This window comes from Helicobacter sp. UBA3407 (assembly GCF_949747025.1).
In the GTDB taxonomy this organism is placed as follows: Bacteria; Campylobacterota; Campylobacteria; order Campylobacterales; family Helicobacteraceae; genus Helicobacter_D; species Helicobacter_D ganmani.
In genome coordinates this window covers 1-7193 of record NZ_CATKCB010000048.1, presented here as the reverse complement: position 1 = coordinate 7193, position 7193 = coordinate 1, and the positions used below count along the sequence as shown (strand labels likewise).

General features: G+C 38.1%; 6 protein-coding genes. 1 reads left to right on the top strand and 5 read right to left on the bottom strand.

Features of this window, described 5'->3' with window-relative positions; translation table 11 throughout:
- The 5 genes from Q1553_RS00675 to purM all read right to left on the bottom strand — a co-directional run.
- A partial coding sequence (locus Q1553_RS00675; RefSeq protein ID WP_300842672.1) for an HD domain-containing protein occupies positions 1-1211 on the bottom strand: 1211 nt, incomplete at its 3' end.
- Positions 1189-1749, bottom strand: a complete 561-nt coding sequence (raiA, locus tag Q1553_RS00670) for a ribosome-associated translation inhibitor RaiA (RefSeq protein WP_115552154.1) — start codon at positions 1747-1749, stop codon at positions 1189-1191. The genes raiA and Q1553_RS00675, both read right to left, overlap by 23 nt.
- Before the next feature lie 39 nt (positions 1750-1788).
- Entirely contained in the window at positions 1789-2577 is a 789-nt protein-coding gene (locus Q1553_RS00665) for a shikimate dehydrogenase (RefSeq protein ID WP_115552153.1), read from the bottom strand.
- Between the two features lie 41 nt (positions 2578-2618).
- Positions 2619-3791 (bottom strand): SH3 domain-containing protein, encoded by a 1173-nt coding sequence (locus Q1553_RS00660; protein ID WP_300706624.1) that lies wholly within the window; start codon positions 3789-3791, stop codon positions 2619-2621.
- A gap of 107 nt (positions 3792-3898) precedes the next feature.
- Positions 3899-4891: a phosphoribosylformylglycinamidine cyclo-ligase gene (purM, locus tag Q1553_RS00655; protein ID WP_115552151.1), complete on the bottom strand. Its 993-nt coding sequence runs from the start codon at positions 4889-4891 to the stop codon at positions 3899-3901.
- A gap of 136 nt (positions 4892-5027) precedes the next feature.
- On the opposite strand from purM, the gene Q1553_RS00650 reads away from it, so the two are divergent.
- A complete protein-coding gene (locus tag Q1553_RS00650) occupies positions 5028-7133 on the top strand; it encodes an RNA degradosome polyphosphate kinase (protein WP_115552150.1) in 2106 nt (701 codons plus the stop codon).
- Positions 7134-7193 lie beyond the last annotated feature (60 nt).

Genomic DNA, 7193 nt, shown 5'->3' with positions numbered 1-7193 from the left:
TTCTTTTGGGATTCTAGCCAGAGCTTGGGAGAATAAGCATTGAGTGCATTAAAAGTTTGAAGTATGCGTTGTCTAAAAGCTTGATTGGAAAGAGAATCGTAAGGAGAATCTTTGCTTTGGGTTGTGGAATCTTGCAAATCAATGCGCCCTTTTCTGTCAGCGAAGAGCAAGGCAATTTGCAGGTTTAACAAGGATTTGTCTCTGCAAAAAGAATCAAAAAACTCTATTATTTTAGAGGGACGCATTTCGTCTAGTTTGTAAATTTTGGTATGGTTTTTGATGAGTTGCAACATCGGTTTTTGGATAGATTTTGGAATAAAAATATCAAGAGCAGGCAAAATATATTCTTGCTTATCGTGTCCGCTAGAATTGCCAAAATGGCGATAACAATAAGGTTTGGCAATATCGTGATATAAAGCGGCGAATTTCAAAATTAAAAGTTGTTTGTTTGAAATTTGTTGTGTTGCTTGGAGGGTTTTTGCTAGCGATTCGGTGATTTTTAAAACTTCCATTGTGTGTGCAAACACGGAGGCTTCTAAATGGTGTAAATTGCCCTCTTTTAAGGTGGTGAGCGCATAGAGATGTGGAAAAATAATATCCAAAACTCCTAGTTCAAAAAGTGTTTCAAAAAACAAAGAAGTATTGGGGGTTTGCATTGCGGATTCTACTTCGCGATAAACGCGGTTTGGCTCAAGCGATTCTAGTTCTTTGCGCATTTGATAAATTAGCACTTTTGTGCTGGGGTGGATTTTCCAACAGATTCCAAAGCGTGCGCGAAATCTTGCGATTCTAAGCACACGTAAAGGGTCTTCACAAAAAGATTCGGAAGTGTGGCGCAAAATCTTGTTTTTTAAATCTTGGATTCCATTAAAGGGGTCGTAATATTCACCCTTTGCTTCATCTAGAGCAATAGAGTTAATTGTCAAGTCGCGCCGCTTCAAGTCCTCTTGTAGCGAGACTTGCTTTGTTTGCACGCAAAATCCATTATAACCTGCGGAAACTTTCTTTTCTCTGCGTGCTAAGGCGATTTGCGAGCCATCTTGACGCAAAAAAACAGGGAAGCTTTTACCCACGCGTGATAAATGGCTAAAGTCTTTTTCGCTATAACCTACCGCGACATAATCCCTATCTTTGATGGGTAGGCATAGGAGTTTGTCGCGCACTGCACCGCCTACGAGACAGATTTGTTTAGTATAGCCCGTATTTGCCATCAGTTCGTTTATAAATGACACGCATTTTGGAATCTTTGTCGTTAAAGACAAAGAATTGTTGCGAGCTACTTTTAAGACGCTCTAGCGCGTCTTCAATATCCAAAGGCTTGTGCAAATCTAAATCCATCGGCACGATTTCGTCCTCACCCTTGTGTGCGCTTGCTTCATCGCGTAAGATTTGATTTGCCACAATAGTTTCGCTTGGGATTGCTTGCTTGTGATGGATTTTATCGTGATAACGACGCAAGATTTTGTGCATACGCGAGATAGCAAGGTCTGCCGCAGCATAAAGGTCTTTGTCATTTTGATTAATCACTACGGTGTTAGCGTGAGCTAAAGAAAGCGTCAAATCAATATTGAAAAGACATTTTTTCTTTTTCTCGCCCTTTTTGTGCCCCTTTTTTTCTTGATAGGAAATAACGACACGGACACTCAAGATGTCTAAATTATATTTTCCCAAACTCTCGGTTAAATGATAAATATAATCTTTAATAGAATCTGTTAGTTCAAAATGTCGCGAAGTGATAATGGTGTGCATAGGGTTGCCTTTAAATTAGAATGGAGCTATTGTAGCATATTAAAGTGCAGTTTGCATACTCTGGCGCAAAATTGTTTTGTTTATTGGAATCTTTTGCGATTCCATAAAGATTTCAAATGCTAAAATCGCTTGATTAATCAGCATTTGTTTGCCATCGCTATGGGGGATATTTAAACTCTTTGCAAGCGTTAGAAAGGGTGTTTCTCTCCCATAAACCAAATCAAAAGCAAACTTGGTAGAATCTAATAGTGGAGCAAGAAGCGTAGAATCTAAGGGGAGAGAATCGTTTGTCAATCCCGCAGGAGTAGTGTTGATGATGAGGTCAAAACATTCTTTTGGAGTGAAGTTTTCAAAAGTTGCGGTGTGGAATCCCAATGCAATAAAGCTCTCTAAACGGCTTTGCGAGCGGTTGAGAATCGTTGTAGAGATGCCTTTTGCTTTTAAGATACAAGCAAGAGCTTTTGCAGAGCCACCTGCCCCAATAATTAAAGTATTTTTTGGGTTTAGGGATTCTATACATTGATAAAATCCTAAAGCGTCTGTATTGTAACCTAGTATTTTTTCTTTTTCAAACACAAGGGTATTGACTGCACCAATTTCCTGTGCGATTCCAAAGACTTCATTGCAGGATTTAAATGCAATCTCTTTGAAAGGCACGGTAATATTTGCACCTGTTAAATGCAGATTTTTAAGGCTAGAAAAATTTTCGGGATTCTCTAATAAATAGCGACTATAAAAGCCGACGACTCCCAAAGATTTGAAAGCAGAATTGTGCAAAATAGGAGAGAGGGAATGATGAATCGGATTGCCAATTACTGCAAACTGCATAGGATTCCTTTACTTTTGAAAGTCGCGTTTTGAGGTTGAAGCTATTGTCTTGTAACAAGAGAGCGACGAACAACCCAACCATTTTTGATAGAAGGTGTATTAGCATCTAAGATTCTTACCCAAGCATCTTGTGTTTCTACGATAATAACAGAATCATTGGGTGTCAATTTCCCAATTATAGGCGTGTCTGTGGAGGGTAATTCGCGGATATTTAAACTCGGAACTTTGGAAGTGTAAATGGGTGTGTCCTGTGTGTTTTGAATCGGAGTATTTGCATTTTGAACATTTGGGATTTCCGCATTCGCAGCATTTGTTATTGTCTGTTGTAAGGGCGCGTTATTTTGTGTTTGGACAAGTGTGCTTGGCATAGCAGGAATTGGGTTGGATTCCGTATTTATTACATTAGCGGGTTTAGTATCTGAAATCATAATTTCTTTTGGAATCTCTTGTGTATAGCTTTTGAGAATCCAGCCTAATACTTTACCCTCTTCAGATGTTCCAATCATAATCCATTCCCCACGTTGTTCTAAGAGGATTACTTTATGGGAGGGTGTTAGTTTGCCAATAACAGCGGAGGTTGCATTTGGCTCTTGACGAATATTCAAAGAACGCACATTAGAGGTAACATAGATTTTGTTAGCTGTCGTAGAAACAGGTGCGACAAGAGATTTTGGCAATTCTATATTTTGTTCTTGTGAAAGAACTTGAATTGGAAATGTAATTTCATAGCTAAATTTTTTCATAATCCAACCTAGCGGCTTTTCATCTCCTGCGTCTGCAATAAGAATCCAATCACCTTTCTCTTCCAAAAGAATCACTTGTTCTGTTGGTGTGAGCTTGCCAGCAATAGCTGCAGTTGTGCTTGGCTCTTGACGAATATTTAAAGATTTGACATTTGTAGAGAGATAAGTTTTTGGTGGCTGTATTGGCTGATTTTGCACCTCTTGTGCGGATAAATTTTCTGTTGTCTGCATCTCTTGTTGTGATTGTGTTGGATTGGATTCTGTGAAAGGTTTTGTTGGTGATTCTGCAATATTTGTTGCGATTTTATTTTCTTTGCTAAGCATAGAATCCGCTTCCGTTTCTGCAGCAATAGGAGTAATTTCTTTTTTGCGTATGATTTCAAAAGCAGAATAATAAATTACAAAGCTAAGCAATAGCACAAAAATTGGTAATGGATAAACTTTTAAAAATTTTTTTAGACTTTCAAGCATAGAAATCATTTCACTTTCGTAGATAAAATTGAAACACTTAAAACTTAATCATAAATAAGATTTAAGTTCAATGTTTATCTTTATATTATAGCATAAATTTTTTTAAATTAAAGAAATTTTACAGCTTTTTCTCCATTGATTAACTCGCCTAAAACATATCCTCCAGATTCTTTAATGACAGAATCCACCTCGCTATTTTCCACGATTAATACCATTCCAACGCCCATATTAAAAGTTCTGTATTTATCTTCTTCCTCTACATATTGACAGAGCATATCAAAAATTGGTAGAGATTGGATATTTTTTGTGATGATTTTTGCGCAAACATTTTGTGGCAAAACGCGCGGTAAGTTTTCAATCAACCCTCCTCCCGTGATATGCGCAAGAGCTTTGATTTTGTTTTGTAGTTTTTTGAAAGTTTTAACATAAATTTTAGTTGGCGTTAGGAGCGTTTGTATCAGTGGTTTTCCCTCAAATGTGGAATCCAATGCAATATGATGAGAAGAAAGAATCTTGCGCACAAGAGAATAGCCGTTGGAATGAATCCCACTGCTTGGCAAAGCGATGAGTATGTCGCCTGCTTTGACTTGCGATTCTCTCTGCATCATTGCGCGTTCTGCGATTCCAACTGCAAAGCCGGCTAAATCAAAATCTTTGTGTTGATACATTCCGGGCATTTCCGCGCTTTCTCCACCAATCAACGCGCATTCTGCTTCTAAACAGCCTTGCGTGATTCCTCTAATGACTTCTAAAGCGGAATCTTTATTGAGTTTGCCTGTGGCATAATAGTCCAAGAAAAACAAAGGAGTTGCAAAATTGCAAATCAAATCATTGACGCACATTGCAACTAAATCAATCCCAACACTATCTAAAATTCCACTATCAATTGCAAGCTTTAGTTTCGTGCCTACGCCGTCTGTTGCAGCTAAAAGAACAGGTTCTTTGTAATTGTTAGGAAGTAAAAATGCCCCGCTAAAAGAGCCGATTCCACCCAAGACATTAGGATTAAAAGTCTGTTTCACAAGCTCTTTTAGGTTTTCAACAAGTGCATTTCCCTCTACAATATCTACACCAGAATCTTTATAATTTAGTTTTTCCATCGTTGATTATCCCGCAATAAATTTAAAGGCAAATGATACAAAATTACAACTTAAACCTTATTGTTGCTTTTTCAAGGTAAGTTTTATGCGAATTTTATTATAATAAATAAGAACAATTTAAGCAAAAGGAGTAAAAATGGCACCAAATACTTTTAACAAGCCAGCAAATTTTATCAATCGTGAGTTGTCTTGGTTGCGCTTTAATACGCGCGTGTTGAGTGAAGCACAGGATTCTAATAATCCACTCTTAGAACGTTTAAAGTTTATTGCTATTTATGGCACAAATTTAGATGAATTTTATATGGTGAGGGTTGCAGGTTTAAAAAGACTTTATAGTGCGCGCATTACAGAGAGCGGTCCAGACAGATTGACGCCAAAAGAGCAATTAGATGAGATTCGTAGTTATCTGAAACTAGAAAAACAACGATTAGAGGCGTGCTATTTTGAAATCAGAGAAGAATTAAGCAAGCTTGGCTTATGTATCAAAACCTATAATGAAGCGGACAAGAATCAGAAAAAGGAATTGCGAGAATATTTTATCAATCATCTTTATCCTATTGTTGTGCCAATTGCGGTAGATGCGACACACCCTTTTCCGCATTTAAATAACCTTAGCTATGTTTTGGCACTCAAACTCCAAAGCATTGACAATCCAAGTGAGATTAAATTTGGTATGACTCGTATTTCACGAATGTTACCAGGATTCGTGCGCTTAGGTGATACTTATTTCCATACAGATTCCATTGTTGCAGAATTTACAAATGAGTTATTCCCGGGCTTTAAGGTGATGAGTTGGACTTCATTTAGGGTTACAAGAAATGCAGATATGGAGATTGAAGAGGAAGAGGGTGATGACTTTATGGCTCTAATGACGGAGGGTTTGAAATCCCGCCGCAAAGGAGAGATTATCCGCTTAGAGATTCAGAAAACCGATGATTTGGAGCTAAAAAACTTTGTAGAGCAATATATTAAAGTAACTCCTGAAGACATTTATGAGTGCGAAGCACCAATGAATTCCAATATTCTTTGGGAGATTGTAGGCAACAAAAACTTTGCTAAATTGACTTTCCCAAGCTACACTTCTAAAATCTTACCCCCACTAGATTCTAATGCAAATATTTTCTCTGTGCTAGATTCTCAAGATATTCTTTCGTTCCAACCTTATGAGAGTTTTGATCCTGTGGTGAATTTTATCCAAAGTGCGGCAAAAGACCCCGATGTTTTTTCTATCCGAATGACACTCTATCGCGTAGGGAAAAATTCCCCCATTGTTAAGGCGTTAATTGAGGCGGCAGAGAATGGCAAACAAGTTACTGCATTAGTAGAGCTTAAAGCGCGTTTTGATGAAGAAAACAACTTGCATTGGGCGCGTGCATTAGAATCCGCAGGAGCGCATGTCATCTATGGTGTTCCGGGGCTTAAAGTACATGCAAAAATTGCCCTTGTGATTAAAAGTATCGGACGAGAATTGCGAGAATATGTGCATTTAAGCACAGGAAACTACAATCCTAGCACTGCAAAAATATATACAGATATTAGTTATATGACTTCTAAGCGGGAATTTACACAAGACGCAACAAAGTTTTTCCACAATCTTTCAGGATTCTCTCATAAATCCAAACTCAATACTTTGCTTGCCGCTCCCTTGCAAATTAAGCCAAAAATTTTGGAATTAATAGAAAACGAAACTAAAGCAGGCAAAGACGGACGCATTATTTTAAAGGCAAATTCTATCGTAGATACCGATGTGATTTTGGCACTTTATAAGGCATCGGCTGCGGGCGTGAAAATAGATTTGATTGTGCGTGGAATCTGCTGCTTAAGACCGGGTATTAAGGGTGTGAGTGAAAATATCCGCGTGATTTCTATCGTGGGCAAATACCTAGAACACGCAAGAATCTACTACTTCAAGCACGCTAAAGTGCAAATTTATTTTGCGAGCGCAGACTTAATGCCTAGAAATTTAGAACGTCGCGTAGAGCTTATGACACCTATTTTTGAAGACAATTTAGCCGATAAACTCTTTGGAATCATCAAGATTCAAAGTGAAGACAATGCAAAAGCACACGAACTCCAAAGCAATGGAGAATACATTAAGCTTGCGCCAAAAGAGGGTGAAAAGCCAACCAATAGCCAAAAAATGCTAGAGGACCATACGAATACACTTTATGCTTCACTCAAACGCGAGGCAGAAGAAGTCAAGGCAAAAAAACTTGCAAGACGAATGCTCAAAGAGAGTTAAGATTCCTGCGATTTCATAGAATCTCGCAATTCCCTCAAATTGCGGGCTATTATGGATTGC